Annotated in this window: 25 protein-coding genes; 11 read left to right on the top strand and 14 right to left on the bottom strand. The window is 59.9% G+C overall.

Annotated features, from left to right (window positions below; all coding sequences use genetic code 11):
* Positions 1-7: 7 nt before the first annotated feature.
* From relA to C4J93_RS18925, 5 genes are all read right to left on the bottom strand, one after another.
* On the bottom strand, positions 8-2,251 hold the full coding sequence (gene relA, locus C4J93_RS18905) for a GTP diphosphokinase (RefSeq protein WP_124363838.1): 2,244 nt from the start codon (positions 2,249-2,251) through the stop codon (positions 8-10).
* Between the two features lie 119 nt (positions 2,252-2,370).
* Positions 2,371-3,723 (bottom strand): 23S rRNA (uracil(1939)-C(5))-methyltransferase RlmD, encoded by a 1,353-nt coding sequence (rlmD, locus tag C4J93_RS18910; RefSeq protein WP_124430192.1) that lies wholly within the window; start codon positions 3,721-3,723, stop codon positions 2,371-2,373.
* Positions 3,723-4,625, bottom strand: coding sequence for a cysteine synthase CysM (gene cysM, locus C4J93_RS18915; RefSeq protein ID WP_124371454.1), 903 nt, complete (start codon positions 4,623-4,625; stop codon positions 3,723-3,725). The genes rlmD and cysM overlap by 1 nt, the downstream gene beginning before the upstream one ends.
* 145 nt (positions 4,626-4,770) lie before the next feature.
* A complete protein-coding gene (locus tag C4J93_RS18920) occupies positions 4,771-5,370 on the bottom strand; it encodes a tRNA-uridine aminocarboxypropyltransferase (protein ID WP_124430193.1) in 600 nt (199 codons plus the stop codon).
* 6 nt (positions 5,371-5,376) lie between these two features.
* Entirely contained in the window at positions 5,377-6,270 is an 894-nt protein-coding gene (locus C4J93_RS18925) for a LysR family transcriptional regulator (RefSeq protein WP_124371456.1), read from the bottom strand.
* A 152-nt stretch (positions 6,271-6,422) separates the two neighbouring features.
* Here C4J93_RS18925 and speB point away from each other — a divergent pair, with 152 nt between their 5' ends.
* The 4 genes from speB to C4J93_RS18945 are packed head-to-tail and all read left to right on the top strand — an operon-like array spanning position 6,423 to position 10,794.
* Positions 6,423-7,373, top strand: a complete 951-nt coding sequence (gene speB, locus C4J93_RS18930; RefSeq protein ID WP_124430194.1) for an agmatinase — start codon at positions 6,423-6,425, stop codon at positions 7,371-7,373.
* Entirely contained in the window at positions 7,373-7,795 is a 423-nt protein-coding gene (locus tag C4J93_RS18935; RefSeq protein WP_124430195.1) for a nuclear transport factor 2 family protein, read from the top strand. Before speB ends, C4J93_RS18935 begins: the two co-directional genes overlap by 1 nt.
* 21 nt (positions 7,796-7,816) lie before the next feature.
* Positions 7,817-9,388 (top strand): cytosine permease, encoded by a 1,572-nt coding sequence (locus C4J93_RS18940; protein ID WP_124430196.1) that lies wholly within the window; start codon positions 7,817-7,819, stop codon positions 9,386-9,388.
* Between the two features lie 23 nt (positions 9,389-9,411).
* A complete protein-coding gene (locus C4J93_RS18945) occupies positions 9,412-10,794 on the top strand; it encodes a sodium:solute symporter (protein WP_124430197.1) in 1,383 nt (460 codons plus the stop codon).
* A 67-nt stretch (positions 10,795-10,861) separates the two neighbouring features.
* Here C4J93_RS18945 and C4J93_RS18950 read toward each other — a convergent pair whose 3' ends face one another.
* The 3 genes from C4J93_RS18950 to C4J93_RS18955 form a co-directional block, all read right to left on the bottom strand.
* Positions 10,862-12,940: an FAD-dependent oxidoreductase gene (locus C4J93_RS18950; RefSeq protein WP_124430198.1), complete on the bottom strand. Its 2,079-nt coding sequence runs from the start codon at positions 12,938-12,940 to the stop codon at positions 10,862-10,864.
* Between the two features lie 397 nt (positions 12,941-13,337).
* Positions 13,338-13,460: a PA1414 family protein gene (locus C4J93_RS27485; RefSeq protein WP_017737772.1), complete on the bottom strand. Its 123-nt coding sequence runs from the start codon at positions 13,458-13,460 to the stop codon at positions 13,338-13,340.
* 143 nt (positions 13,461-13,603) lie between these two features.
* Positions 13,604-14,497 carry a LysR family transcriptional regulator gene (locus C4J93_RS18955; RefSeq protein WP_124430199.1) on the bottom strand — a complete coding sequence of 298 codons (894 nt, stop codon included), beginning with the start codon at positions 14,495-14,497 and terminating at the stop codon, positions 13,604-13,606.
* Positions 14,498-14,600: 103 nt separating this feature from the next.
* Between C4J93_RS18955 and C4J93_RS18960 the strand changes: the two genes are divergently transcribed.
* Positions 14,601-15,800, top strand: a complete 1,200-nt coding sequence (locus tag C4J93_RS18960; RefSeq protein ID WP_124430200.1) for an MFS transporter — start codon at positions 14,601-14,603, stop codon at positions 15,798-15,800.
* Here C4J93_RS18960 and C4J93_RS18965 read toward each other — a convergent pair.
* The 3 genes from C4J93_RS18965 to C4J93_RS18975 all read right to left on the bottom strand — a co-directional run bounded on the left by C4J93_RS18965 (position 15,712) and on the right by C4J93_RS18975 (position 18,640).
* The gene (locus C4J93_RS18965; RefSeq protein WP_124367897.1) at positions 15,712-17,154 is read right to left on the bottom strand and encodes an NCS1 family nucleobase:cation symporter-1; all 1,443 of its coding nucleotides are present in this window, start codon (positions 17,152-17,154) and stop codon (positions 15,712-15,714) included. The two genes, C4J93_RS18960 and C4J93_RS18965, sit on opposite strands and share 89 nt — an antisense overlap.
* A 197-nt stretch (positions 17,155-17,351) precedes the next feature.
* Positions 17,352-17,750, bottom strand: coding sequence for a DUF2177 family protein (locus C4J93_RS18970; RefSeq protein WP_124363849.1), 399 nt, complete (start codon positions 17,748-17,750; stop codon positions 17,352-17,354).
* A gap of 53 nt (positions 17,751-17,803) precedes the next feature.
* Positions 17,804-18,640 carry a S1 RNA-binding domain-containing protein gene (locus tag C4J93_RS18975; protein ID WP_057721276.1) on the bottom strand — a complete coding sequence of 279 codons (837 nt, stop codon included), beginning with the start codon at positions 18,638-18,640 and terminating at the stop codon, positions 17,804-17,806.
* 324 nt (positions 18,641-18,964) lie between these two features.
* Here C4J93_RS18975 and C4J93_RS18980 point away from each other — a divergent pair, with 324 nt between their 5' ends.
* The 3 genes from C4J93_RS18980 to C4J93_RS18990 all read left to right on the top strand — a co-directional run bounded on the left by C4J93_RS18980 (position 18,965) and on the right by C4J93_RS18990 (position 21,010).
* Positions 18,965-19,144 (top strand): hypothetical protein, encoded by a 180-nt coding sequence (locus tag C4J93_RS18980; RefSeq protein WP_003193095.1) that lies wholly within the window; start codon positions 18,965-18,967, stop codon positions 19,142-19,144.
* A 206-nt stretch (positions 19,145-19,350) separates the two neighbouring features.
* Entirely contained in the window at positions 19,351-20,073 is a 723-nt protein-coding gene (locus tag C4J93_RS18985; RefSeq protein ID WP_124371463.1) for a TorF family putative porin, read from the top strand.
* A gap of 67 nt (positions 20,074-20,140) precedes the next feature.
* On the top strand, positions 20,141-21,010 hold the full coding sequence (locus C4J93_RS18990) for a DUF6279 family lipoprotein (RefSeq protein WP_124371464.1): 870 nt from the start codon (positions 20,141-20,143) through the stop codon (positions 21,008-21,010).
* Positions 21,011-21,051: 41 nt separating this feature from the next.
* Here the strand turns inward: C4J93_RS18990 and C4J93_RS18995 are convergent, their stop codons facing one another.
* A complete protein-coding gene (locus C4J93_RS18995; protein ID WP_124363853.1) occupies positions 21,052-21,453 on the bottom strand; it encodes a transcriptional regulator in 402 nt (133 codons plus the stop codon).
* 156 nt (positions 21,454-21,609) lie between these two features.
* Between C4J93_RS18995 and C4J93_RS19000 the strand changes: the two genes are divergently transcribed.
* Positions 21,610-21,882 carry a hypothetical protein gene (locus C4J93_RS19000; RefSeq protein ID WP_124430201.1) on the top strand — a complete coding sequence of 91 codons (273 nt, stop codon included), beginning with the start codon at positions 21,610-21,612 and terminating at the stop codon, positions 21,880-21,882.
* 115 nt (positions 21,883-21,997) lie between these two features.
* Here C4J93_RS19000 and C4J93_RS19005 read toward each other — a convergent pair whose 3' ends face one another.
* Positions 21,998-23,344, bottom strand: a complete 1,347-nt coding sequence (locus C4J93_RS19005; protein WP_124430202.1) for a DEAD/DEAH box helicase — start codon at positions 23,342-23,344, stop codon at positions 21,998-22,000.
* A gap of 139 nt (positions 23,345-23,483) precedes the next feature.
* On the bottom strand, positions 23,484-24,245 hold the full coding sequence (locus C4J93_RS19010; RefSeq protein ID WP_124430203.1) for a methyltransferase domain-containing protein: 762 nt from the start codon (positions 24,243-24,245) through the stop codon (positions 23,484-23,486).
* A 107-nt stretch (positions 24,246-24,352) separates the two neighbouring features.
* Here C4J93_RS19010 and C4J93_RS19015 point away from each other — a divergent pair, with 107 nt between their 5' ends.
* Complete coding sequence (locus C4J93_RS19015) at positions 24,353-25,165, top strand: DUF1206 domain-containing protein (protein WP_124430204.1); 813 nt, start codon at positions 24,353-24,355, stop codon at positions 25,163-25,165.
* Positions 25,166-25,292: 127 nt separating this feature from the next.
* Positions 25,293-26,354 (top strand): SDR family oxidoreductase, encoded by a 1,062-nt coding sequence (locus C4J93_RS19020; protein WP_124430205.1) that lies wholly within the window; start codon positions 25,293-25,295, stop codon positions 26,352-26,354.
* The last annotated feature ends 3 nt before the right edge of the window (positions 26,355-26,357 follow it).

Genomic DNA, 26,357 nt, shown 5'->3' on the forward strand with positions numbered 1-26,357 from the left:
ACCGCGTTCATGGGGTGCGATTACGCCGCGTCTCAATGATGTTCGGCAGCTGCGATATCCGCCCCAGCAACCGCCCCAGCGCGTCCAGCCCCGGAATCTCGATGGTCAGGGACATCAACGCGGTGTTGTCCTCTTTATTCGAGCGGGTGTTGACCGCCAGCACGTTGATCCGCTCATTGAGCAGCACCTGCGAGACGTCGCGCAGCAGACCGGAGCGGTCGTAGGCACGGATGATGATGTCCACCGGGTACGTGAGCACCGGCACCGGGCCCCAGCTGACCTGGATGATCCGCTCCGGTTCGCGCCCGCCCAGCTGCAGCACCGAGGCGCAGTCCTGGCGGTGAATGCTCACCCCGCGTCCCTGGGTGATGTAGCCGACGATGGCATCGCCCGGCAACGGCTGGCAGCAGCCGGCCATTTGCGTCATCAGGTTGCCCACGCCCTGGATCTGAATATCGCCACGTTTGCCGGGCTTGTAGCCGGTGGCCTTGCGGGGGATCAGTTCCAGCTGTTCGTTGCCGCGCTCCGGCTCCACCAGTTGCTGGGCCAGGTTGACCAGCTGGGCCAGGCGCAAATCGCCCGCACCGAGGGCGGCGAACATGTCTTCGGCGATCTTCATGTTGGCCTTTTCGGCCAGCTTGTCGAAGTCCACCTGGGGCAGGCCCAGGCGCGCCAGTTCGCGTTCGAGCAAGGTCTTGCCGGCGGCGACGTTCTGGTCGCGGGCCTGCAGTTTGAACCAGTGCACGATCTTCGCCCGCGCCCGCGAGGTGGTGATGTAACCCAGGTTCGGGTTCAGCCAGTCGCGGCTCGGCGTGCCGTGCTTGCTGGTGATGATCTCGACCTGCTCACCGGTTTGCAGGCTGTAGTTGAGCGGCACGATGCGCCCGTTGATCTTGGCGCCCCGGCAGTTGTGGCCGATTTCGGTGTGCACGCGGTAAGCGAAGTCCAGTGGCGTGGCGCCCTTGGGCAAATCGATGGCGTGGCCGTCGGGGGTGAAGATGTAGACCCGGTCCGGTTCGATATCCACGCGCAACTGTTCGGCCAGACCGCCGATGTCGCCGAGCTCTTCGTGCCATTCCAGCACCTGGCGCAACCAGGAGATTTTCTCTTCGTACTGGTTGGAACCGGCCTTGACGTCGGTGCCCTTGTAACGCCAGTGCGCGCAAACGCCCAACTCCGCCTCTTCGTGCATGGCGTGGGTGCGGATCTGCACTTCCAACACCTTGCCTTCAGGGCCGATCACCGCCGTGTGCAGCGAGCGGTAGCCGTTTTCCTTGGGGTTGGCGATGTAGTCGTCGAACTCTTTGGGAATATGCCGCCACAGGGTATGCACGATACCCAGCGCGGTGTAGCAATCGCGCATTTCCGGCACCAGCACACGCACGGCGCGTACGTCGTAGATCTGGCTGAACGCCAGGCCCTTGCGCTGCATTTTGCGCCAGATCGAATAGATGTGCTTGGCGCGGCCGCTGATGTCGGCATCAACGCCGGTGGCCTGCAACTCGGCGCGCAACTGGCCCATCACGTCGCTGATAAAGCGCTCGCGGTCGAGCCGCCGCTCGTGCAGCAGCGTGGCGATCTGTTTGTATTGATCGGGTTCGAGGTAGCGGAAGGACAGGTCCTCCAGCTCCCATTTGATATGACCGATACCCAGGCGGTGCGCCAGCGGCGCGTAGATGTCGAAGACCTCGCGGGCTACGCGGTTGCGCTTCTCGTCATCGGCGGTTTTCACCGCACGGATCGCGCAGGTACGTTCGGCCAGCTTGATCAGCGCGACGCGCACGTCGTCGACCATCGCTACCAGCATCTTGCGCAGGTTTTCCACCTGGCCCTGGGTACCCAGCACCATCGATTGGCGCGGGCTGAGGCTGGCACTGATGGCCGCCATGCGCAGCACGCCGTCGATCAGCTTGGCCACCACGGCGCCGAAACGCTGGCCGACGGTCGGCAACGGGATATGCCCTTCACGCACACCGCGATAGAGCACGGCGGCGATCAGCGAATCCTGGTCCAGCTTGAGATCGGCAAGGATCTCGGCGATTTCCAACCCGGTACGAAAGCTCGACGTGCCCTCCGCCCACAGGTTCTTGGCCGCATTGTCCTGTTGTTCAGACTCACGAGCGAACTCGCAGGCTGCTTTCAAGGCTTCACGGTCCAGTGCCGGGTCGACACTGACGGCATGATCCAGCCATGCCTCGAGATTGATACTGCCGTCGGTGTTGATCGGCTGGTGTGCTCTCACCTGTACCATCTTGCTTACCTTCCCTACGACGCACCTTGGATGCGCCAAAAATCATCGCCGACCTTGCTGCAGGCTCCCTGGCATTCACGGCCCTGGAGACTGCAGGCCAGTCGGATTAAACGGGCATCCTAGCCCGCTTCAAATAACGCCATGGCCTCGACATGCGCTGTCTGCGGAAACATGTCGAGGATCCCGGCACGCTTTAGCCGGTAACCTTGCTTGACCAACTCAACCGTGTCCCGCGCCAGCGTGGCGGGGTTGCAGGACACATACACCAGGCGCCTGGCTCCCAGGGCGGCCAGTTTGCGCACAACCTCCTGGGCACCATCGCGGGGTGGGTCCAAGAGTACCGCAGAAAAGCCCTGTTTGGCCCATTCCGCGTCGGTCAGGGGCTGGGACAAATCGGCCTGAAAAAACTGCACATTATGCAAATTATTGCTGATGGCATTCTCTGCAGCGCGCTCCACCATAGCCTGAACGCCTTCCACCGCAACGACTTCGCGGACCTGCCTGGCCAGTGGCAGGGCAAAATTGCCCAGCCCGCAAAACAGGTCCAGCACCCGCTCATCGGGTTGCGGCGCCAGCCATTGCAGGGCCTGGGCGACCATCGCCTCGTTGACCCCGGCGTTGACCTGCACAAAATCTCCCGGCCGGTAAGCCAACTCCAAATCCCACGCCTCAAGGCGGAAACCGAGCGCCCTGCCCGGCTCGACCGGTTGCGGCGGCCCCTCGCCCTGCAGCCACAACTGGGCGTCATGGAAGGTGCAAAATTCCTGCAGTACCTGCATGTCCGCGTCCGACAGCGGTGCCATATGTCGAAGCAACACGGCGATGGACGAGCCGCTGAACAGCTCCACATGCCCCAACGCCTGAGGTTTGCTCAAGCGGCGCAGCATGTTCGGCAGACGCTGCATGATCGGTTGCAAGGCCTGTACCAGTACCGGGCAATCATCGATGGCGACGATGTCCTGGCTGGCCACCGCGCGGAAACCCACCTCGAGTTGTTTCGCCTTGGCATCCCAGCGCACGGCCACGCGGGCACGACGGCGGTAGCCGAATTCTGGCCCGCTCAAGGGCGCGGCCCACTCTTGCGGTTCGACACCGGCCACGCGCGACAATTGCTCGGCGAGCATGCGCTGTTTCAGGGCAAGTTGTTCGTCGTGAGGCAAGTGCTGCACGCTGCAGCCGCCACAGCGGCCAAAGTGGACGCAGGGAGCCGGGCGGCGCAGTTCGCTGGCCTTGAACACCCGCTCGGTGCGCGCCTCGACCACCTTGCCGTGGGCGCCGAGCACCCGCGCTTCCACCTCTTCGCCGGCCAGCGCACCGTTGACGAACCAGGTGCGGCCTTCGAAGAACACAATGCCGCGACCGTCGTTGGCCAGGCGTTCGATGGTCAGGCGCTGCTTCTTGCCCACTGGAATCTGCGGGGCCCGGCTGCCGCCCGTCGGTTGGAAGCGCAGGCCTCTCTCGTGCTTGGCCATCAGTTGGGTTCGTCGAAGATGCCGGTCGACAGGTAACGGTCGCCTCGGTCACAGATGATCGCGACGATCACCGCGTTTTCGACTTCCCTGGACAAGCGCAACATACCGGCCACGGCGCCCCCGGACGACACGCCGCAGAAGATACCTTCTTCACGCGCCAGGCGACGGGTGGTGTCCTCGGCTTCGCGCTGGGCCATGTCGATGATGCGGTCCACGCGCGCGGCGTTGTAGATCTTCGGCAAGTACTCTTCGGGCCAGCGCCGGATACCGGGAATGGCCGCGCCTTCCATCGGTTGCAGGCCGACGATCTGAATCGCCGGGTTCTGCTCCTTGAGGTAGCGCGAATTGCCCATGATGGTGCCGGTGGTGCCCATGGAGCTGACGAAATGGGTGATGGTGCCCTGGGTCTGGCGCCAGATTTCCGGGCCGGTGCTGGTGTAATGCGCTTCGGGGTTATCCCCGTTGGCGAACTGGTCCAGCACAACGCCACGGCCTTCGGCGGCCATGCGTTCGGCGAGGTCGCGGGCGCCTTCCATGCCTTCTTCCTGGGTGACCAGCACCAGTTCGGCGCCATAGGCGGTCATCGCCGCCTTGCGCTCGGCGCTGCCGTTGTCGGGCATGATCAGCACCATTTTGTAACCTTTGATCGCGGCGGCCATGGCCAGGGCGATCCCGGTATTACCCGAGGTGGCTTCGATCAGCGTGTCGCCCGGCTTGATCTGTCCGCGCAGTTCGGCGCGGGTAATCATCGACAACGCCGGGCGGTCCTTGACGGAACCGGCGGGGTTGTTGCCTTCAAGCTTGAGCAACAAGGTATTGCTGGTTTCACCCGCCATGCGTTGCAAGCGGACCAGAGGGGTATTGCCGACGCAATCGGCGATTGTAGGGTACTGCAAGGTCATGGCGTATTCGCAATCCAGACTGCGGGGCGCACATCATACCGGGAAAGGTCGGCGCGCCATATCACGCAAAGTGCGGTGCTTATGGCTTATAGGAATAAGGCATAGGTGTAGTGCCGATGGCCGCACCTCGATAACCAGCCGGGCTCTAATCCCCACCGCCATGATTTCTCTGAAAAACCTCTTCCCCCATCGCCGCAATCTGCCCCTCGATCAATGCTTCAAAGGGTTTCAACAGCGGCTCAAAGGATGTCGGCGCTTCCAGTACCTGCAACGCTTGCACGATCGCTTCGACCGTCGACAAGGCTCCAGGCCCCGGCGCCTTGCGCAAGCGATACCGGGAGACGCCGCCGTTGGCCAGCGTCACCCGAGGCAACGCTGCCAGCAACGGGTTGAGGTGCAGCAACTTGCGCGCCTTGCGCCAGGTGCCGTCGGGAACCACCAGCAGCAGCGGCTGATCACCAGGCGTATAGGCTTGCAAAGGCTGCGCATCATCGGCCGGGAACAGCAGACGCGCCTGATAACCGGGCGGGTTCAATAACGTCTCCAGATCATCGAACACCTCCCCCACCACCAACTGCGCATTGCTGAGCCCCAACGCCGCCAATCGCGCAGTATTGAGCGCATGGTTGACCTCGCTCGGATGCTGCAACAGCAGCACGCGGGTGCGACTGTCGAGGCTGGTAATCAGCGAGCACAAACAGTGGCTGAGAGGTCTCAGGCAACGGGAACACTGGGGTCTGGACATGGTTTTTCAGGCCTGGTTGAGCTGGGCTTTGAGTAAATCGCGGAAGGTCTGGATCAGCGGCTCGCGGCTGCGCCCCCGACGCATGATCATCGAAAACGGCGCCTGGTAGCCAAAGGTCGCCGGCAGCAGCACGCGCAGGTCGCCCTTGTCGGCCCAGGCTTGCGCGTAGTGCTCGGGTAAATAGCCGATGTAGGCGCCCGACAGCACCAGGATCAGTTGCGCTTCCATGCTTTCCACCGTCGCGGCGCTGTGCTTGAAGCCATGTCGCGCCAGTTCGGCCTGGCTCCAGTAGCCGCGCCCGACCATGCGTTGCTGGGTAATGACCTGCTCGGGGATGCGCCGCTCGTTGAACAACGGATGCCGGGTGCTGCAATACAGCCAGTGCTGCTCGCGGTACAACGGCATATAGATCAGCCCGCTCATGCGGTTGGAGAATGCGCCGATGGCCAGGTCCAGGCGATTGTCCTGCACCCCCAGTTGCAGTTCATAAGGGCTCAACACCGACAGATGCAAATGTACCGCCGGATGTTCGAGGCTGTAGGCGCCAATCACCTCGGCGAACGGCAGGGCTTTATCGCTGACGGTGGAGTCGAGCACACCGAGCTTGAGGGTGCCGCGCAACTCGCCCTTCAACGCGGCGGCATATTGCTCGAAGCCTTCCAGCTCGGCTAATAAACGCAAGGTTTCCTGATGAAACAGCTCGCCCTTGCTGGTCAGGCTGAAGCCGCCCCGCCCGCGGTGGCACAGCACCAGGCCCAGCGCCGATTCCAGCTGGCTCATGTAGGTGCTGATGGCTGACGTCGACAGGTTGAGTTCGTGTTGGGCATTGGCGAACCCCTGGTGGCGCACGACGCTGACGAAGATGCGCAGGAGTTTCAGGTCGGGCAAGGCGTTGGCCATGGGTTCTCCGGATTCAGCTCAAGCAGCGCAGTCTACCCCAGGCTTTAGTTTAGAAAAATCTGAACTAAGTATTTGCCCGTGGCGATTCTTTCGTTTCCATGTATTTCGCAGAATCGGTCCCCAGATAACCACAACAACGATGAGGCAATCCCGTGGACAAGATTTTCCACCAACCACTGGGCGGCAACGAAATGCCGCGCTTCGCCGGCATCGCCACCATGATGCGCCTGCCCCACCTGCAAACAGCCAAGGGCCTGGACGCCGCGTTTGTCGGCGTACCCCTGGACATCGGCACCTCGCTGCGCGCTGGCACCCGCTTCGGCCCGCGTGAAATCCGCGCCGAATCGGTGATGATCCGCCCGTACAACATGGCCACCGGTGCGGCGCCGTTCGATTCGCTCTCGGTAGCCGATATTGGCGATGTGGCGATCAACACCTTCAACCTGCTCGACGCGGTGCGCATCATCGAAGAGGCCTACGATGAAATCCTCGAGCACGACGTCATTCCCCTGACCCTGGGCGGCGACCACACCATCACCCTGCCGATCCTGCGGGCCATCCACAAGAAACACGGCAAGGTCGGGCTGGTGCACATCGATGCCCACGCCGACGTCAACGACCATATGTTCGGCGAAAAAATCGCCCACGGCACCACCTTCCGCCGCGCCGTGGAAGAGGGTTTGCTCGATTGCGACCGCGTGGTGCAGATCGGCCTGCGCGCCCAGGGCTACACCGCCGAAGACTTCAACTGGAGCCGCAAACAGGGCTTTCGCGTGGTCCAGGCCGAAGAATGCTGGCACCACTCCCTCGCGCCCTTGATGGCCGAAGTGCGCGAAAAAGTCGGCGGCGGCCCGGTGTACCTGAGCTTTGACATCGACGGCATCGACCCGGCCTGGGCGCCTGGCACCGGCACCCCGGAAATCGGCGGGCTGACCACCATTCAGGCGATCGAGATCATCCGTGGCTGCCAGGGCCTGGACTTGATTGGTTGTGATTTTGTGGAAGTTTCACCGCCCTACGACACCACCGGCAATACCTCACTGCTCGGCGCCAACCTGCTGTACGAGATGCTCTGCGTGCTGCCTGGCGTGGCACATCGCTGATGAGCGTGCCAGCGGTGCTCAAGGCGGCGGCCGCGCTGGTCTCGGCCTTCGCTCGCAACGACCGCGCCGCTTACTTCGGCGCGTTCACGGCCGATGCGAGTTTTGTGTTCCATACCCTCCCCCAGCCACTGCTCAGCCGCGATGCCTACCAGGCGTTGTGGGACAGCTGGCGCCGGGACGAGGGGTTCGAGGTGCTGTCGTGCACCTCAAGCAACGCCTTTGTCAGCTTGCAGGGTGACGTGGCGATTTTCATGCATGACGTGGCCACCGAGCTGCGCATGAACGGGGAGCATCACTTCAGCCAGGAACGCGAGACCATCGTCTTCACACGGCAAGGGTCGCGCACAGAACAACAACAAGGCCTGTGGCTGGCCTGTCACGAACATTTGTCCGCTATGCCGGAAGGGCTGCCGCCCCCTTAGCCAATGTGATCGGAGCTGATCATGAATAATAAAAACAACCAAAACAGTATTCGCACCATAGAAACCAACGGGGTCGAACAGATCCCCGACCACGAACGCACCGCCGCCCCTAAGGATCTGTTCCGGCTGATCTTCGGCGGTGCAAATACCTTTGCCACCGCCGTGCTGGGCGCGTTCCCGGTGCTGTTCGGCCTGTCGTTCCAGGCCGGGGTCTGGGCGATTGTGCTGGGCGTGCTGGTGGGCGCGGTGATCCTGGCGCCCATGGGCCTGTTCGGGCCGATCAACGGTACCAACAACGCCGTGTCTTCCGGCGCGCATTTCGGCGTGCATGGGCGGATTGTCGGCTCGTTTCTGTCGTTGCTGACGGCGATTGCCTTCTTCTCACTGTCGGTGTGGAGTTCAGGCGATGCGCTGGTGGGCGGTGCGAAACGTCTGGTCGGCCTGCCGGAATCCGACCTGACCCTGGGCCTGGCCTACGGCATCTTCGCCCTTCTGGTGCTGACGGTGTGCATTTACGGGTTTCGCTTCATGTTGTGGGTCAACCGGATTGCGGTATGGGCCGCGAGCCTGTTGTTCCTGCTGGGGATCTTCGCCTTTGCGCCGGCCTTCGACAGCCACTTCGCCGGCAGCGTCGCCCTCGGTCAGAGTGGCTTCTGGGCGGCGTTTATCGGCGCCGCGCTGGTGGCGATGAGCAACCCGATTTCCTTCGGCGCGTTCCTCGGCGACTGGTCGCGCTACATCCCGCGCCACACCCCGAAGCGCCGGATCATGCTGGCGGTGGTCCTGGCCCAAGTTGCCACGTTGATTCCGTTCCTGTTCGGCCTGGCTACCGCGACCATCGTGGCCGTCAAGGCACCGGACTACATCGCCAGCAACAACTATGTGGGCGGCTTGCTCGCGGTGGCACCGAGCTGGTTCTTCCTGCCGGTGTGCCTGATTGCGGTAATCGGCGGCATGTCCACCGGCACCACCTCGCTGTATGGCACCGGGCTGGACATGTCCAGCGTGTTTCCACGTCTGCTGTCACGGGTCAAGGCCACGCTGCTGATCGGGGTAATGTCGATTGCCTTCATCTTTATCGGACGTTTCGCCGCCAACCTGGTGCAGAGCGTGTCGACCTTCGCCGTGCTGATCATCACCTGCACCACCCCATGGATGGTGATGATGATCATCGGCCTGATCGTACGCCGAGGCTTTTATTGCCCGGATGACCTGCAGGTGTTCACCCGTGGCGAAACCGGCGGCCGCTACTGGTTCAGCCATGGCTGGAACTGGCGCGGGCTGGGGGCCTGGATTCCGAGCGCGCTGGTGGGCCTGTGCTTCGTCAACCTGCCGGGGCAGTTCGTCGGGCCGCTGGGCAACCTGGCCGAGGGCATCGACATCAGCTTGCCGGTAACGCTGGGCCTGGCCTCGGTGGTGTACCTGAGCCTGCTGCGGCTGTTTCCGGAACCGGCTGCCGTCTATGGACCGACGTTTGTGGCGAGGGAGCTTGCTCCCGCTGGACTGCGAAGCGGTCCTGAAAAAGCCGGCTCCAGCTTCGCTGTCGAACGGGAGCAAGCTCCCTCGCCACAGCAAGCGCCTTCTGCACAATAAAAAATAATCGGAGACTCGCCGTCATGGCTTTGGATTTATTCGTCGTACTCATCTACGCCGCCGGCATGCTCGTGCTCGGCTACTACGGAATGCGCCGCGCCAAGACCCACGAAGACTACCTGGTCGCCGGGCGCAACCTCGGCCCGTCTCTCTATATGGGCACCATGGCCGCCACGGTGCTGGGTGGTGCCTCTACCGTTGGCACCGTGCGCCTGGGATATGTGCACGGCATTTCCGGTTTCTGGCTGTGCGCCGCGCTGGGCACGGGGATCATTGCGCTGAACCTGTTCCTGGCCAAGCCGCTATTGAAACTGAAAATCTTCACCGTCACCCAGGTCCTGGAAAAACGCTACAACCCCATGGCGCGCCAAGCCAGCGCGGTGATCATGCTGACCTACGCGCTGATGGTCGTGGTGACCTCGATCCTGGCGATCGGCACCGTCCTGCAGGTGCTGTTCGGCCTGCCGTTCTGGATCTCGGTGCTGCTGGGCGGTGGCGTGGTCGTGGTGTATTCGACGATTGGCGGCATGTGGTCGCTGACCCTCACCGATATCGTGCAATTCGTGATCAAGACCGTCGGGCTGATGTTCATCCTGCTGCCGATCTGCCTGTACCGCGTCGGCGGCTGGGACGAACTGGTGGCCAGGCTGCCGGCGTCGAGTTTCAGCTTCACTACGATCGGCTGGGACACGATCATCACCTACTTCATGATCTACTTCTTCGGCATCCTGATCGGCCAGGACATCTGGCAGCGCGTATTCACTGCCCGTGACGAAAAAGTCGCCCAGTACGCAGGCACGCTCGCCGGCGTCTACTGCATTCTTTACGGCCTGGCGTGCGCATTGATCGGCATGGCCGCGCATGTGCTGATCCCGGACCTGGATAACGTCAACAACGCGTTCGCCGCCATCGTCAAAGCCTCACTGCCGGACGGCATTCGTGGCTTGGTGATTGCCGCTGCCCTGGCGGCAATGATGTCAACCGCCAGCGCCGGGCTGCTCGCCGCCTCCACCGTACTAACCGAGGACTTACTGCCACGCTTGCGCGGTGGCAAACAGTCGAGCCTGGGCGTTAACCGCCTGTTCACCCTGCTGACCGGGATAGCGGTGCTGGGTATCGCACTGGTGGTGAACGATGTGATCAGCGCCCTGACCCTGGCCTACAACCTGTTGGTAGGCGGCATGCTGATCCCGCTGATCGGCGCGATTTTCTGGAAGCGTGCAACCACCTCCGGGGCGATCACCTCGATGACGCTGGGTTTCGTGACCGCGTTGGTATTCATGTTCAAGGATGGGCTGGACGCAAACACCCCGATTTACTACAGCCTCGCGGTGGCGTTGGTGAGTTTTGTGCTGGTGAGTGTGTTGTCGCGTAAACCGGGGGCGGTGGCGGCGGGGGCGGTTTGAGGTAAACAGCTTTAGAGCGGTTTCTTCAGCGGGTGCGACAGCGGATGTCGCACCGGTTTTTTATCATTCACCGTTCATGCGCTATGGCCTGAATCGTTTCCTGAACCAAAGAGGCCCACACCAATCCCTGTGTGGTGCCCCCTGCATAGGTTCCCCCGGCCGCGATTTGATGGTGGGCGGACCAATGCACTATCGACAGTCCATCTGAGGTGCCCGGCCTGGCACATTCGATTATTTGCAGGTCGCCCTTTTCGACCGCATTGCGGTAGGACCGTGGAAAGTGCCGAGATACCGCGGCAAGGCACGCCTCGAGTACGTGTTCCTTGTGCTCCAAGGTCGACCCAGGCGCAACCTGCCCGCCGGAGATCAGAATGTAATCCCCGTCCAGGCGGCAATTCATGACCCCAATGGGTAGATCGTACTGCAGCTTGAGCCCGCATATTTCGGCTCCTTCATTCTCTTTGGCGCACAATTTGAAAAACCAGCCAATGACCGCGATGACATTGGGCTCCTCTACGCCCATGGCAGTGACGACAAAGTGATCTTTACTCAGCTCGGCAATTTGTACCGGGTTCAGATACTGGGGCCGAAATTGAACCCCCGAACGCTGCAACAGCCGCTCTAACTCCCGCGTCAGATCATTAAACGCTACCTCATAACCCGATACTGCCACGGCCCGACCGACGCCAGGGACGCCATAACTTGCCTGGAATTGCCGTTGGCTGATCTCTGCGACTTCACTTCCCGGTTTACCGCTCGGCCAAGGCCTTGCTTGGATATCGCGTTGCTCGCGGATCGCGTCCTCTACGTCAGTGGCATCGTCCCTATAGGCTCTTACAATCCGCGCGCGCGCACAGGGTGCCAGCGACGGGTTATCGGCCAAAAGCTTTTCAAACAGTGCAATGCCTGCCCGATTGCACTCAACGGCCAAATGCTGGTTTCCTGACAGCAGGAACGGGTTATGCAGCGGTTTTGCCGTTGTCTCCGTCGCTGACAGATGACGCATGTTCACCTGCTTGTGACTGGCGCCGTCGCTCTGCCGGTTGCCGCCGTATACGTCGACCTGATAATTCGCCAGGCGAAACATCACGGCTTGGAACAGGCCGTTAATCCCTCTACCGATGATCGATATGCGTGGCGCCTGGGGGTCTATCTGTTGAGAGGGGATTGTCAATGGCTGCGCAAGTCTGCGCCTGACGACGCCGTGCAAGGCCGTCAAGCTCAGTTGCATGGAGACCGCATAGTCCAGATCGCACTGGCAGCCTTCGGTAGTGGCCGCCTGCGCAGTCAGCGTCGCCGGGTTGCGCCATGTAGAGACACTGCAACCGAGCTTTTGCGTGCGCATTCGAAACGCGTCCAGTGTTACCGGCCCATAGTCCAATACAAGCTGGATGCCCTCGGCTTGCGCCAGGGCCTGCAAAGCGTCATCGCTGAAGACGTCCGGTTTGGCGACGCAAACCAGGCGGGCCTGCGGGTGCATACAGTGAATAAGAGCGCGGTCAATGCGATAAGTAGAGTCATTCGTCAAAGACAAGCAGAGGGCGACTGCACTGGCCCCTCTCATCGCCTCCAACCAATCCACCACAAATGACACTCGACTGCTTTGTACTGCGTTCCTGTCAGGCGCCAGACGGTATCGGCTCAATACCTTGATTCGAACTTCGGGATCTCGATCAAGCAGTAACTTGACGAGTTCCTGACCGACATTGCCATATCCCAGTACGCAGATGTCACGGGGTAGCGAACCGTCGGCGAGTGTCAGCCAGCGCACCATATAAGCCGCGACGTGCGGCGCGTTGACCCCAGGCGTGTTGACCACTTGAATGCCGCTGGATGCGCACAGATCCAGTTGCACCTTATCCAGACTCGTCCCTCTGCGTATCAGATGGAGGTTTCCGAATGGGTGGGCTGTACGCCACAGGTCTATGACGTCTGCATCCATGGCCTGGTCCCCAACAACGATCGTTGATGGACGCAAAAGCCCGATCTGTGTGAGCAATGCCTGTTTGTTTATTGTCGCTGGGAGAAACACGATGTTGCTGGGAGCGTTAGCCTTCCAGGCTCTGGACACCGGCGCGATATGCAAAATGCTTTCGAGTGTGGCGATCAGGGATGCGGCGACTGGCGGAACGGAAGAGCGCGTCATAGCGTTGTCTCCAATAACTCTGACTTAGTCACGCCTCGCAGAGAGGCTTTCTAAAGTTTGGAGTTACGGAAGCAGCCGCTTTTCTATTCCGATAGCTTTATGGGTCGTTCCATAAGCGTTGCAACAGCCCATGAACCATGAGCATGGCTCCGTAACGGAATTCAACCTACGCTCATCCTTAAAAATGAATAAGCCAGCCAATTCTGACGAACGAGTGGTCCAATTCCGACAGTTGAAAGTGAAGGAGCCAGATGGCGTAACCGCTTTTCATACCTGACACAAACAAATGTGGGAGCGGACTCGCTCGCGAATGCGGTAAACCAGTCAACTATCTATCGACTGACTCACCGCATCGCGAGCAAGCCCGCTCCCACACGAATCCTGGGTTGGCTTGGGATCAGCGCCGACGAGGGCGGCGTTGCTCATCATCGGTACGAATCGGTACCGGCTGCAGCGGAGGCTCGATCAAGCCCAGCGCAACGCCAAGGTCATGGAGCCAGGTTTGAATTTTCTCTTTCATGATTTGCCCCCTTTGAGGGTAATGCGAGTAGGCGCCTGTTCTGTCGCCGTTTCCTACATTGATAGTAGCGCTAAGTCTTACGTATTGCTTGTGCGAAAGCACAACGAACTATTACTGAATGGATCTGGATCCTGTCGGATCGTTCAAGCAATTTCACGCCTGTCTTGCAAGCACTCTGTCCGGTCCGACTGCTGCAGCTCGATCCATGCATTGAGGTTAGCGCCGAGCATACCCTTTCGCCACATCAACCAGGTGGTAGCAGTGGCAAAAGGCCCAGTCAGCGGATGAACGGACACGCTGTCCTTGCCTGGCAGACTGTCGAGCATCGATTCAGACATCAACGCCACGCCGGAACCGGCGATGACACACGCGAGCATGCCTTGGTAAGACTCAATCTCGATGGCCCGGCCCATGGCCACGCGATCGTGGGAAAACCAGCTTTCCAGGCGGGTGCGATAAGCGCAGCTGCGGCGGAACGTGAATACCGAGCGGCCGGCGACGTCCTGGGGGCCGCGTACTGGCGGGTGGTCGGCTTCGCAAATGATCACCAGGCGCTCTTCGCACAGCGGCACGCCGTCCAGCGTGGCCAGGGCCAGCGGGCCATCCACCAGCGCCGCATCCAGCCGTCCGGTGATCAAGCCTTCGAGCAGCTCGCCGCTCGGCGCAGATTGCACCTGCAGGTTCACCCTCGGGTAGGCCTTGTGATAACGCGCCAACAGTTTCGGCAAGTGAATCGCTGCCGTGCTGTACATGCTGCCGAGTACAAAATCACCGGCCGGTTGCCCGCCCTGAACGGCGCCGTGGGCTTCGTCGTGCAGCGCCAGTAGACGGCTGCTGTAGTCCAACAGCACTTTACCCGCAGGAGACAGCTGCAAACGCTGGCGTTCCCGCACAAACAGCTCGACGCCGAGCTGTTCTTCCATCTGCTTGAGCCGAGTCGACAGGTTCGACGGCACGCGGTGCAGGCGCTCGGCGGCGCGGGTAATGGAGCCCTCCTCCGCCACCGCCTGGAAGATGCGCAGTTGACTGAACTCCATACCTTTCTCCAAAACTGAACAAGTTCATCACTATTATTCATTTTTACAGAAAGTCAATCCGCTTTAGCCTGACGGTCTTCGCTTTATTGCAGGACACCTGAACATGTCACCGCTGATTCGCTTAACCGCCAGCTTTGTCGCCCTGATGATGGCCATGGGCATCGGCCGCTTTGCCCTCACCCCGCAGATGCCGCATTTGCTCAGCGAAGGCCAGATCGACCTGACCGGCGCGGGGCTGATCGCGGCCGCCAATTACCTGGGTTATTTCGTGGGTGCCGTGGACTCGATATTCGCTCGCAGTCATCATCATATTAAGGGGCGCTTGTACGGTGGCCTGTGGCTCTGCGTGCTGCTGACCCTGGCGTCATACTGGGCCCACGGGTTCTGGCCGCACCTGCTGCTGCGTTTCGGCACCGGTGTCGCCAGCGCCTGGGCCCTGGTGATGATCACCAGCCTGAGCCAGCCACTGGCGATTGCCGCTGGCAGGCCGCGCCTGGGAGCGCTGGTATTTGCGGGGCCGGGGGTGGGAATTTTGCTGACGGGTTTGCTGGCGTTGGGCTCCAACCTGCTGGGGCAAAGCTCCGCGACGCTGTGGTTGGTATATGGGGCAGTGGCACTGGTGATGCTACTGGTCATCCTGCCCTTCTTGCCGAAACCGAGCGCGTCGGTTGCACCCGCTCCCAGCACCGGCAATAACAGCAGCATTGCGCACCTAGGCTGGATCTACTTCCTGTACGGCCTGGGCTACATCATTCCGGCCACCTTCCTGTCGCAGATGGCCAGCGCGCAGTTCAAAGGCGCCTGGCAGGCCGACTTGTTCTGGCCTTGTTTCGGCCTGGCCGCCGCAACGGGCGTGGTGATTGCCAGCCTGCGCCGCAAGGACCCGAACACCACCCGGCGCTGGCTGATGACCACGCTATGGCTGCAAGCCGCTGGCGTGTTCACTTGCCTGCTGGGCAATGGCTGGGGGCTGGCGCTGGGGGTGTTACTGTGCGGTGCGCCGTTTCTGGCCTGCATGCAGTTGGTCATGGCACGCTTGCGCGAGGTAGCGCCCAATGGCTATCAACGCAACACCGGACTGTTGACCGCCAGCTTTGCGATCGGCCAATTGAGCGGCCCGCTGCTGGCTTCCGTGAGCAGCCACTGGAGCGGCAGCCTGCAACCGGCGTTGGTGATTGCCGGTTGCGGCCTGTTGGTGGCGGGCAGCGTATTGATCAGCCGGCGACCACAGGGGTCGGTACGCGGACCTGCTCGCGCCGCGTCAGCACTAGAAAAAACAGCCCGCCCAGCAAGCATCCGGTAAACCAGGCGAAATTGGCCATGCCCTGCAACGCCGGCGTAAAGGTGATCGCCACGCCCATCAACGTCGCCGGCACCAAAGCCTTGACCGCCGTCCAGTTCACACCGCCATCGAAGTAATAACGCCCGCTCGGGCTGTCATCGAACAGCGCGTCCACGTCGATGCGCTGCTTTTTGACCAGGTAGAAATCCACCAGCAGGATGCCAAACAGTGGTCCGATAAATGCGGCGAGGATATCCAGGGTGTAATGGATCATCAGCGGGTTATTGAACAGGTTCCATGGCGTGATAAAGATCGATGCCACCGCCGCGATCATCCCCCCTGCGCGCCAACTGATTTTGCTTGGCGCAATGTTGGCGAAGTCGAACGCGGGCGAGACAAAGTTGGCGACGATATTGATACCGATAGTGGCGGTAACGAACGCAAAGGCACCCAACAGGACGGCCATGCTGTTGTCGATACGCGACACGGTGGCAATCGGGTCATGCAGCATTTCGCCAAACACCGGCAGGGTGCCCGAGACGATCACCACGGTGACCAGGGAGAACGCCAGGAAATTCACCGGCAGCCCCCAGAAATTGCCACGGCGCACGTCCTGCATGCTGCGGCAGTAGCGGCTGAAATCACCAAAATTCAAGGTCGGCCCGGAGAAGTACGACACCACCAGCGCCGTCGCCACGATTACCTGGCCGAACGCCTGCCAGCCCGACAGCGATTTTTCCGCCAGGGTAAAGCTGATATTCGCCCAGCCGGCCTTCCAGACAATCCAGCCGGCCAGGACAAACATCACCGCGTACACCACCGGGCCGGCCCAGTCGATAAAGCGGCGGATGGACTCCATGCCCGCCCAGAACACGGCGGCCTGCAATACCCATAAGCTGAGGAAGCCGAACCAGCCCAGGTAGGACAAACCCGCAAAATGCGGCTCGGCATATACGGCCATCGACGGGAAGAAGCGCAGCACCACGATGATCAAGGCACTCGACGCCAGGTACGTCTGAATCCCGTACCACGCTACCGCGATCAGGCCTCGGATTACCGCAGGAATATTCGCGCCAAACACGCCAAATGCCAGCCGGCAGATCACGGGGTAAGGCACCGCCGCTTGCTGACTCGGTTTGGCCACCAGGTTGGCGATCAGTTGCACAATGCAGATACCCGCGAGCAAGGCGATCAACACCTGCCAACTCGCCAGCCCCAGGGCAAACAGGCTGGCGGCGAAGACATAGCCGCCGACGCTGTGCACATCGCTCATCCAGAAGGCGAAGATGTTGTACCAGGTCCACTTTTGCGGCAGTGGGCCCAGATCCTGGTTGTATAACCGTGGGCTGTAGCCTTTGGGCAATTGCTCCGTCATCGCTGGACTCCTCGAAATATCGCCCTGCGCTGACGTCGCGGTATGCATACGGTCGGCTACATGGGTTGTATACGAGGTATTCAGCAGGATGCGTGCCAATGGCACACAATCCCCTTGGAATGGCGCTCCAAAAGGATTATCAAGGTTTGGCTATAAGGTAGATGCGCAGCAACGGTGCACGACAATCCTGTACACAATCACTGGCGCACCCGTTGTGCACACAGGTAGCCGACGGTGCAACAGATCGCTGTCAGAACCGTGCCCCACGCCATGTCCATCACCGCCAGGCCCGCAGACCAGCCTTGCAGCGTGGCCCAATTGCTCAGGTCGTAAGTGCCATAGGCGACCAACCCGAGCAAGGCGCCCAGACGCGCAGCGCGTTGCCAGCTAGCGCTGGGCAATACCACGAACACCACGCAACCGAGGACGTAGAGCAGATAAAATACAACCGCCGGCAACAGACGCGGCTGGTCGAGCATCAGCGAGCCGAGCAGGCTTTTATAGGTGGGCCCCATGAGGACGCCGAGCCAAAGGCCGTCGAGCACCAGGAAGGCGAACAGGGTGCCAAGATAGGCAAACAGCGTTTTCTTCGACATTTGACCGGTCCACTGCAGGAGCGAGTTTGCTCCTACAGCAGAGCAAACCGCACTCAGCTTAGTTCAATGCGGTCCGCATGAATCACAATCTGCCCCTGCTTGTAGAGCGCACCAATGGCCTTTTTAAAGTTGCCTTTGCTCACGCCAAACAAGTTGCTGATCACAGCAGGATCGCTTTTATCACTGACCGGCAAGGTGCCGTTGTTGTCACGCAACTTGGCAAGAATCTTCGAGTTGAGGCTGGACGCCGCTTCCTGGCCAACCGGCTGCAGACTCAGGCTGATGTTGCCATCGGCGCGGATCTCCTTGATAAAGCCTTTCTCTTCCTTGCCTGGGCGCAGGAACTTGAACACCTCGTTCTTGTGGATCAGGCCCCAGTGCTTGTTGTTAATGATCGCCTTGAAGCCCATGTCCGTGGCTTCGGCCACCAGCAGGTCGACTTCCTGGCCTACCTGGTAATTGGCCGGCGTTTTGTCCAGGTAGCGGTCAAGCCGCGCGGTAGCGGTGATGCGTTTGGTGTGCTTGTCGAGGTAGACATGCACTACGCAATACTCACCGGCGCTCAACTGACGTTTTTCTTCTGAGTAGGGCAGCAACAGGTCTTTTGGCAGCCCCCAATCGAGGAAAACGCCGATACTGTTGACTTCCACCACTTTTAAACTGGCAAACTCGCCCACTTGAACTTTGGGTTTCTCAGTGGTGGCGATAAGTTTGTCATCGCTGTCCAGATAAATGAAAACGTTAAGCCAGTCTTCATCTTCACTGGGAATATCTTTGGGGATATACCGATTAGGCAAGAGGATTTCACCGTCCTGCGCACCATCCAGGTACAAACCAAAGTTAGTGTGTTTAACCACTTGCAAGCTGTTGTAGCGCCCGACTAAAGCCATTTCCAGATACCCTCATTGCGTGGGCGGCATTCTACCCGGTTTGTGTCAGGCACGCCCGCGCGCCTGAAAAATCCGCAGGCTGACGTGGCGCTACAGTGGCACCGCCCCGCTCGTCTGATCATTCCTACAAATTTTACCGGTCGCCAACGCCCCGTCATTACAAGCTTTTGAGTTAAAACAGTAAGTTAGCCGATTAAATCATCGATCAAGTTCGGCGCGTTTCCAGACGCTACGTTAATGTCTGAGGGATATTTGCCAAGCAATTGTCAAGTATTTCCTGTACGATGCCTGGCCAAGTTAATTTTCTACAGGTTAGTGGCCGCCATGCGTGTAAAAGCATCCAACAGCAAAGCAAAGCCAGCTCCCGCCGTTGAAACCAGCGAATCGATCAACAGCCAGATTGCTGCGTTTCTCAAGTCCGGTGGCGAAATCCAGCAAATTGCCAAGGGCGTAAGCGGCCAGACTTTCGGCCCGTCCAAGCAGATCAGCCTGGGCAAGAAGTAACACCTGCGCAACGCACCTGGTCCCTAAGCGTCTTGCCTTCAAGGCGCTAGGACTAGAGCTCCGAAACACCCTCTGCTTCACCCTTTATTGCGCAAAAACGACGAACGGGCCTCATCTGCGCGCATTCGCCGGTATCCTTGCACACGTCTAGCACGGGCATCCGCCTGATTTTTCGTTACTGCTCCTCGCTTTTCATGGAGTGAAGCATGTTCAAACCCTGCACGTTTCTGATCGTTGCGTTAATTGCCAGTCCGCTCGCCCAAGCGCAGATCTTCCAGCGCGAATTGGGCGACTTTGACCTTAAATTGGGCACCACGCCCAGCCGCAGCATGGCCCAGGGTCTGGTCAAGCCCACCGCGCCCGGCAGCGACTCGTTCCACGGCGGCCTGGACTTGAGCCACGACAGCGGCGTGTATTTCGGGCAGTTCTCGCCGAATATGGACCTGTCCTCCAAGAGCACGCTCGAAATCGATTCCTACATGGGTTTCAAACACCCTTTCGACCAGACCCTGGGCTACGAAGTCGGCCTGATCCACTACAGCTATCCCAAGCTCAGCCCTCTGGACAGCCAGGAGTTCTACGGTGGCCTGAACCTGTTGGGCAACCGCTTCGGCGCCTCCTTCAGCAACGACCCCGACCGCCAGGACAGCACGCTGTTTGCCGACCTCGGCGGTACCCAGCCTTTCGGTATCGGGGTCAGCATGAAGTACACCACCCATCAGCTGGGCACCCCGGTTTCGGTGGAAAATGGCTCCATCCGCACGTTCAGCGACTGGTCGGTACAGTTCTCCCGAGAATGGAAAGGCGTTGACCTGGACTTGATCTACAGCGACTCCAGCCTCAGTGGTGGGGACTGTTCGGCCTACTCCGGACACAATTCGCAATGTGATGGGCTGTTGACCTTGAAGGCCGTGCGATCGTTTTATTGATGGGCTGAACTGTCGCCCCCGCCGCAGGTTCACATGCATTAACCCCCATCCGTGCAAGGACCCGCCCATGTTGCGTCGGCTCAAATTTCTGGCGTTATTGCTGACCCTGAGCCTGGCGCTCGCCGGCTGCAACCGCGTAGGCCTGGCCTACCGTAATCTCGATGTGATTATCCCCTGGACCCTCAACGATTACCTGGACATGAACGCCGGGCAAAAGAGCTGGTTCAACGACAGCCTCAAGCAGCACCTGGCATGGCACTGCACCACGCAATTGCCGGGTTACCTGGATTGGCTGGACCGCTTGCAAACGATGGTCGACAGCAATCAGGTCACGGACGCGGCCTTACAAACCCGTACCGTGGAAGCCAAGCAGGCCATCGGCGAGATTGCGCGTGAAATCACCCCGACTGCGGTGCAATTGCTGCAAGGTCTGGATGACCAACAGGTCAAGGAGATGAACGACGCCCTGGCCAAAGACCTGCGCAAACGCCAGGACGAATACCTCAAGCCGCCACTGCCCCAGCAGATCAAGGAACGCGCCGAACGCATGAGCAAGCGCCTGGACGCCTGGATCGGCCCGCTCAGTACACGTCAGCAAAGCCGGGTGATGGCGTGGTCCGTCGCGTTGGGTGATCAGAACACCGAGTGGATCGGCAACCGCGCGCGCTGGCAGGCTCAATTCATCGACGCCGTGCAGCAGCGTCAAAGCGTCGACTTCCCGCGCAGGATGCAGCAACTGCTGGTCGACCGTGAGAGCCTGTGGACCCCGGCGTACCGCAGCGCCTACGCACAGACCGAAGCCGCGGCGCGCAGCCTGATCGTTGACCTGATGGCTGAAAGCACCGCGCAGCAACGCTTGAAGCTGACCCAGAAAATCGACGCCGTGCGCAGCGACTTCAAGGCGCTGAAGTGCCTGAAGGCCACTCCATCCCAATAAACGTGGAAGCAGGCACACCCGCTACCACTCGCGCGTAAACCCTAAATCGCACCACCGGCAATAGCCGCCTCGGACGCGACACGATCAAAGGTTTGTTCATCCAGCGCGTCGTCCTGCTGGTCCAACACATGACGCGGGTGATTCTCCCCCGGGATTGAGCTATCGATCAGCGAGAGCAGGCTTGCACCTCGCGGAGTCAGAATGAAATTCTCACCATTGCCGCCCTCTTCCTCCGGACGCGACTCAATAAACCCGCGCTTGAACAACAGCGCTTCATAATCGGCGGCGGTCTTCTTCAACGCATCCAGATTGCCGGTGGGCTCACCCGCCGTGGCCTTCTCGGCGGCTTCCTGCTCAGCGTATTTGCGGGGAGCAAAACTGCCCTCGCCGTTTTGCACTTCATGCAACAGCCGCTCGATCAGATCCCAGTTGTAAGTCGTCATCCTGATTCCTCCTGCAGGCGTAGAAAAATTAGCCTGTCAAAACTAGTGACCCGCCCGCGCGCTGGCCGTTCAGCTGGATGGACGGGGCGTCATTTCCCTGAACTTTCCAGGCGTTTGCCCCCTCAACCGAACATCATCGCCAAGGAGGTCCGAACCATGAAAACCCTGATGAACCTGGCCATTGCCGCCACGCTGCTGGGCGCCCTGCCCGCCTGGGCCTGCACGCCCGAAGAGGCCACGGCCAAGCGTGAGGCGCTGGCCAAGGAAGTGAGCCGGCTCACTGAGCAGAACCCCGCCAAAGCCAAGGAGATGAATGACCAGTTGCAGAAGATGGATCTGGACACCGAAAGCGCGCAATTTCCCGACAAATGCCAGTTGATCGATGCCCGGCTTAAAGAGCTGAAGGAAGCCGCTGCCAAAGCCAAATGAACAAAGCGTGGCGCGGAGCGCCACTGGCTGCGCTCCCACGCGGAGCATGGGAGCGATCAAACTGAGCGCATAAAAAAACCGGACAATGTCCGGTTTTTTTCGTCTAACTCAGGCCTTACTCGGCAGCGGGTACTTCCGGCTTGCGGCGCTTGAGCGGGGCCATGCCGTCCTTGCTGACGAGCGACAGGTTGTCGGTCTTCGGCCGGTTGGCGATCTTGCGCTTGGTCGGCGACTTGGCGCCGGCTTTCTTCTTGTCGCCCTTGACGTCAGTCTTTTTCTTCTTCACGCCGACGGCCTTGCCCGACGCCTTGACCTTCTTCGGCCCAGTGTAGGTGCCTTTGACTTCCTTGATGGTGCGGCGCTCGAACGATTGCTTCAGATAGCGCTCGATGCTCGACATCAGGTTCCAGTCACCGTGGCAGATCAGCGAGATGGCCAGGCCATCGTTGCCAGCACGCCCGGTACGGCCGATACGGTGAACGTATTCGTCGCCGCTGCGCGGCATGTCGAAGTTGATCACCAGGTCCAGGCCATCCACATCAAGGCCGCGTGCGGCGACGTCGGTGGCGACCAGGATCTTCACGCCGCCGGCCTTGAGGCGGTCGATGGCCAGCTTGCGGTCCTTCTGGTCCTTTTCGCCGTGCAGCACGAACGCCTTGTATTCCTGCGCTACCAGGCGGCCGTAGATGCGGTCGGCAGCGGCGCGGGTGTTGGTGAACACGATCGCCTTCTGGTAGGTCTCGTTGGCCAGCAGCCAGTTGAGGATCTGTTCTTTGTGCACGTTGTGATCAGCGGTAACGATCTGCTGACGTGTGGTCGCGTTCAGATCGCTGACGTTGTTGACCTGCAGGTGCTCGGGATCGTTCAGGACCTTGGCAACCATCTCGCGCAGGGTCGAGCCGCCGGTGGTGGCGGAGAACAACATAGTCTGCTGGCGGTTGATGCACTCGGCCACCAGGCGCTGCACGTCATCGGCAAAGCCCATGTCGAGCATGCGGTCGGCTTCGTCGAGCACCAGCACTTCGACTTCCTTGAGGTCGAGGTTGCCGGCATTGAGTTGCTCGATCATGCGGCCTGGGGTGCCGATCAGGATGTCCGGCACCTTGCGCAGCATGGCGGCCTGGACCTTGAAGTCTTCACCGCCGGTGATCAGGCCGGACTTGATGAAGGTGAACTGGGAAAAGCGCTCCACTTCCTTCAAGGTCTGCTGGGCCAGCTCGCGGGTTGGCAGCAGGATCAGCGTCTTGATGCTGACGCGGACTTTGGCCGGGCCGATCAGGCGGTTGAGAATCGGCAGGACGAATGCAGCGGTCTTGCCGCTACCGGTTTGCGCCGTCACCCGCAGGTCACGCCCTTGGAGCGCGAGCGGGATGGCCGCTGCTTGCACAGGCGTAGGCTCGACAAATTTAAGCTCGGCCACGGCTTTGAGCAGGCGTTCGTGCAGGGCGAATTGGGAAAACACGGGTGCTACCTCGAAGAAATACAAAATATCAGCTGCATAGGGTACCGGTTTCGGGCGTCCAAACCGAGTTTCTTTACGCGAACAGGGCTAATCAGCTGTTTTTTTGTCAGCATTTTTCTCCATACCGAGGTGTCTGGGATCAAGACTGCCCCGGCTTATAGGCCCACGCCCCGAACATTACGTCCCCGACGTATATTCCGCCTGACTGGCTTCGCTCATCGTCCAGACGTTGTTCCAGCGTTTCAATGTTGACCTCGTCTGGTGTCGCAACCCCCAGCGCGACTATGCGTGGCAAGCAGGCACGTACGATGTAGCCCAGGCCGTAAGGTGTATCAGGGGTTTGTACGACGCATTCGGCACGCACATCCGCAACACGCAATCCGGCAGCGGTGAAGATACCGTGCAGGTTAAAGCCGATATGCAAGTCGGCGCCTTCGCGCGCGATCATCTGCTGTATCCAGCCTTGCGCCGTTCTGTGCAGGGGGAAGGCGTCAATGCTGGCTGGGGCCATCGTCGTATCATGCTCCTGGAACACCATTACCCCGCCTGGATGAAGATGCTTGACCAGTGCGCTGACGGTGGCCACGGTATCTGCCTGGTACATGAGCACTCGTCTGCCCACGATAGCGTCGAACATGCCAATAGATTCAGTCAGGTTGAGTAACCCGCTTTGAATGAAATTGGGCACAGGGTACTTAGCGGATGCCTCGCGTTTGCGTGCTGTAGCAAGCGCATTATCATCGTGATCAACCCCGACGACTTCGCCAGTCTCGCCGACCAGAGTGCTTAGCAGGAAGGAAACGTCCCCCGTTCCGCAGCCGACATCCAGAACACGCATCCCCTCACGTATCCCAGCATCAATAAGAAGTTGTTTGGTGAAGTCACGCTTGGCAAGGTTCATGTCTTGGCTCCGAAATCCAGCCTGGAGTCTGACGGACGCTTGCTGTTAATAGAACCCCACCCAGCGAGAGGGGTCTGCTTTTGTATCAAAGCTCGGGAATACATCGAATGTCTGCACAACAAGGCCTGGTAATACTCGCTCGGGGAGGCTACGCCGCTCGGGGCGTGCTGTATTTGATCATCGGCATCTTCGCACTGCTGGCAGCACAGGATTCGACAAGACCAAAAGACAGCCACAAGAGCCTGGAAGCACTGCTTAGCCAACCCTTCGGCTATTTTCTCGTTGGGCTTGTGGTGGCGGGTCTACTCGCATTTGCGGCTTGGCGCGCTCTGCAAGCTACGCGTGATGTCGACCATCATGGCAAGGAACTTAAAGGCTTGGTGATTCGCGCGGGTCTGTTAGCGGGAGGTATGGTCAACGGCGCTCTCGCGCTCTTTGCATTGGGCCTGCTTATTAGCGGCATTAAAAGCTCGGGTAACTCCAGCGGGCAGACCAAAGACTGGCTGGCGCATCTCTTGTCATGGGATCACTCGAATGTGTTGGTGTACCTGATCGCACTTGTTCCACTCGGTGTAGGTATTGCTCACATCATCAAGGGGTGGAAAGCCTCGTTCGAGAAATATTTTGAGGCCGATGAAGACGTCATGCAGTACGTCCGCCCAGTGTCGCGGTTCGGCCTAATTGCCCGTGGAGTAGTTTTTATAGAGATCGCGTTGTTGCTGGCAATCAGCGGTTCCACTTATCAAGCCATGAACCCACCAGGTATGAAAGAAGCCCTGAACGCGCTGCAGAATCTTCCAGCTGGATGGCTGATATTGATGGTGATGGCCTTGGGGCTAATTGCGTTCTCGGCTTACAGCTTCTCTGAAGCCTTCTGGCGCAAGATCAATATGGATGTTCCGGGGGTGCCGAGGCCGTAGTTCCGTGCCGGCTCAGCGAAGGGTTGGGCCAGTTCTACCTTGTGCCGCTCAATGCGGATCCGGTTCAGGTTCAGGTTGAACCTCTGTTGCTCAGGCGCACTCCCAAACCTAAATCCAGGAGAAACGTATGAGCCAGACAGCTTTAGTCGTGGGCGCCAGCGGAATCGTCGGCAGCGCCATCACTCAATTACTAATCGAGAACAATTGGCAGGTCGCCGCGCTGTCGAGGCACCCGTCGCAAGCGCAAGGTGTTATCCCTGTCGCGGCAGACCTTCAGGATCCAGCTTCGCTGCAACATGCGCTGGCGGATTTGAAACCCACTCATGTATTCATTACTACTTGGTCACGGCAAGCCACGGAGGCCGAGAACATTCGCGTTAATGCGGCCATGGTACGTAACGTGCTCACCGCCATTCGCCCAGCCAAGAGCGTTGAGCACGTGGCTCTGGTTACTGGCCTGAAACATTACCTCGGCCCGTTCGAAGCGTATGGTAAGGGCAGCCTTCCGCAAACACCGTTTCGCGAAGAACAGGGGCGTCTGGATATCGAAAATTTCTACTACGCCCAGGAAGACGAACTATTCGCCGCCGCTGAAAAGGACGGCTTCAGATGGAGCGTTCATCGCCCGCATACCGTCACCGGGGTTGCGGTAGGCAACGCGATGAATATGGCAACCACCCTCGCCGTCTATGCCTCGATTTGCAAACAAACCCATCGCCCTTTTGTGTTTCCCGGATCAAAAGTGCAGTGGGACAGCCTCACCGATATGACGGATGCACGGCAGTTGGCCATACAACAACTGTGGGCGGCCACCACGCCGGCTGCGGCCAATCAGGCATTCAACGTCACCAATGGCGATGTATTCCGTTGGAAATGGATGTGGGGCCGAATTGCCGACTATTTCGCCTTGCCTGCTGCCGATTATCCCGCGTCACTCTCACCCCTTGAAAAGCAGATGGCTGACGACCAGGCCGTATGGGCGCAAATGGTCGCGGAACACGGCCTGAAAGAACCCGATATAGGTCGCCTGGTGTCACCATGGCACACGGATGCAGACCTTGGTCGCCCCATTGAAGTTGTCACGGATATGTCGAAAAGCCGTGCCATGGGCTTTACCGCCTACCAGGCGAGCGATCAAGCATTTTTCGACGTGTTCGACAAACTACGCGATATGCACTTGATACCTTAGGTC

This window comes from Pseudomonas sp. R2-37-08W, from assembly GCF_003851705.1.
Taxonomy (GTDB): Bacteria; Pseudomonadota; Gammaproteobacteria; order Pseudomonadales; family Pseudomonadaceae; genus Aquipseudomonas.